Here is a 2,831-nt window from a genome sequence, read left to right as displayed (position 1 = left end):
ACAATATATAGCCCCAAACCATTTCCTCCAGTATTTCGATTTCTTGATTTTTCAATTCGATAAAATGGTTTGAAAATTTGTTGTAAATCTTCATCTTTAATATTGACACCTGTATTTATAATTTGCATTTTGATTTGACCTTGTTTCGAATCCTCACTTAACTTTATATAGACTTTTTCATTATGTGGTGAATACATAACCGCATTGTGTATAATATTTTTACATGCTTTTTCTAAAAGAGCACAATCTGTATAAATAGAAAGGTCAAAATCAATTTCTTTTATTATTTCGATGTTTTTTTGAGAAGCAAAAAATTCGAGATCCTTTGTAATTGTACCTATTAATTTTGAAAGATTAACTTTCTCTACTTTTAGTTTGAAGGTGTGTTGTTCTAATTTCGATACGCTTAAAATTTCACGAACTAATTGTTCCATACTTTCAATAATTTGATGATTCTTCTTTAAATATTGATCGCGATTTTGATAAGGGCCAATATTGTATATCATTCCTTCTAAGTATCCTTTCATTACAGTAAGAGGGGACTTTAATTCATGTGCTACAATCGCAAAAAACTCTCTGCGTTTTGTTTCTATTTCTCTTTCTTTTTCAATATCATTTTTTAATTGTTCATTTGCTTTTTTTAAATCAAACATAGCTTGTTGTAAGTTAATAGACATGTCATTCAAACTATTAGATAATTCTCCTAACTCATCTGTAGAGCGAACCTCAATTTTTTCGGAGAAATCTAAATTTGCCATCTTTTGTGCACCTTCATTAATATAAATAAGTGGCTTTGTAATAAACCTGGAATAAAAATAAGCACTCCCTATACCAATAACGAGCACAATGATACTAATATAGGGGAGAAAGCGTACTAAAACCTGTGAAGCTTCATCAATCGGTTGAAATGTAGCAAAGACTATAAGCGTTAAACTACCATCTTGGAATTGAATTGGTTTCGTAACATTATATGAATTGCTGAGGGTACTTGCATTCTCGAATCGTGTTGCTTTAGTAACTACTGTTTTTTGCGTACCACTTTGAATAAAAGAAAATGAAGGAGAGTAAATAATTACTCCTTCTTTATTTTGAAGATAAAGCATCGCATTATTTTTTTTTGCGTATTCATCAAAAAGTGGTATCGCATCTTGAAACGTAAGATTTTTAGACTTATCAATGATTTCGTTTATCCCTGTTTGAAGTTGATCTGTTTTATATTGCTCATAAAACGTAGGGAGAAAGAAGTATAAAGTTAAATAAATCAATACTGCAAAGGATAATAAAATGAGAGATGTAGTCATAAAGAGTTTATAAGTAATTTGCTTCATTTTCATGAGTTTCACAATACTATTCATCAATTTTATAACCAATACCCTTTATTGTTTTAATATAAGGGATAGCTAATTTTTTGCGTAGGTTTTTAATATGTGTATCAATTATTCGTGTTTCTCCAAAATAATCGTAACCCCAGACTTTCTCTACGATATTTTCTCTTGTGAGTACTTTTCTCTCATTTTGAAATAGTAGTTGTAGAATTTCAAACTCTTTTGTCGTTAATATAATTTCAACGTCATTTACATATACTCTATATGCATCCACATCAATACGCACTTCTTTAAATATCAAATGATTATTTACATTTTTATCATAACTTCTTCTAAGTACAGCTTCGACTCGTCTAATCAAAACATGAAATGAAAAGGGCTTTGTTATATAATCATCGATCCCAAGGTCGAATCCTTTCATTTGATCTTCCTCTTCTTCCAACGCAGTTAGCATAATAATTGGTACGTTTGACTGACTTCGAATCATTTTAGAAACTTCAAACCCATTAAGATTGGGCATCATGACATCTAGAAGAATTAAATCAAATGATTGCTTATTAAATTGTGTCATACCCTCTAGTCCATCTGAAGCGACTATCACTGTATAATGCTGCGTCATTAAAAATTGTTTAATTAATTCCTGAATTTCTTGATCGTCCTCTACCACGAGAATATGATAGTTTTTCATAATATCACCTCTGGTAGTCATTATAGCCGTACTATCTGGAGTTTATGTGGAGATACAATAGGAACTTCATAGGACGTTTAACGTATTAGCTTCATTTTCAAGAATGTGTATTCTCCAAAAAAATATGATTAGCCATATTCCTTTTTATGAAAAAATAATTGTATGCTTGAAAAAACTTATCGTATGAAAAGCTGAACGATTTATATTTCTAAAAAACCAATGTATAATATTGGGAACTGCATGTGATTTCTTAAACTGTGTGAACATATACTTTCGCTACTTACTAGAAGGGGAAACGGAAATGAATTTCAATATAAAAAAAGCTAGCGAAATTATAGAGTGTACTTCACAAACTTTAGAGTTTTTTGCTAATTTAGTAAACGATTAAGGTGTGAACTAAGGATTATTTAAATCATGCGAGAAAGGTTGTGAAATTATTTGATGGGTTATAAAGCGATGCTGTTTGATTTAGATGATACATTACTTGATAGGGATAAAGCAGTAGAGGCATTATTTTTAATTGTTTTAGAAAAGTGTTATGAAAATGTAGATGGTGCGGCTAAAAGCAACATGTTACAGAAATTCAAAGAATACGATAAAAGAGAATATGGCATAAGTAATAAAACGACAGTTTTAGAATCATTGTTTGATGAATTCACGCCAAGGTATAGATTGCCACGCAATTACATCCAAGATTTTTGGAATAATAATTTCCCTAGATGTTTTTCAATAGACCAAAATACTATTCATTTCTTAAATCAAATAAAGAAGCACTTTAAAGTTGGAATTATAACAAATGGCTCAACTCAGAGGCAAAA

The 2,831-nt window shown here is 30.1% G+C and carries 3 protein-coding genes; 1 reads left to right on the top strand and 2 read right to left on the bottom strand.

The features are described 5' to 3' along the window. Positions 1 to 1,334 (bottom strand): sensor histidine kinase (locus tag ABWK52_RS28405; RefSeq protein ID WP_353772328.1); only part of this gene is annotated, 1,334 nt, incomplete at its 3' end. Positions 1,335 to 1,347: 13 nt separating this feature from the next. After that, positions 1,348 to 2,013: a response regulator transcription factor gene (locus tag ABWK52_RS28400; protein WP_000800726.1), complete on the bottom strand. Its 666-nt coding sequence runs from the start codon at positions 2,011 to 2,013 to the stop codon at positions 1,348 to 1,350. Positions 2,014 to 2,454: 441 nt separating this feature from the next. Here ABWK52_RS28400 and ABWK52_RS28395 point away from each other — a divergent pair. Further along, on the top strand, positions 2,455 to 2,831 hold a 377-nt coding region (locus tag ABWK52_RS28395), incomplete at its 3' end, for an HAD hydrolase-like protein (protein WP_353772327.1).

This window comes from Bacillus sp. AP50 (genome assembly GCF_040492675.1).
In the GTDB taxonomy this organism is placed as follows: domain Bacteria; phylum Bacillota; class Bacilli; order Bacillales; family Bacillaceae_G; genus Bacillus_A; species Bacillus_A cereus.
Note: the sequence above shows the minus strand (reverse complement) of the source record. Positions and strands in the feature narration are given on the sequence as shown.

Bases quoted from the DNA above. Each gene is read 5' to 3' on its own strand.
- ABWK52_RS28400 (WP_000800726.1), bottom strand. From the start codon at position 2,013: ATGAAAAACTATCATATTCTCGTGGTAGAGGACGATCAAGAAATTCAG.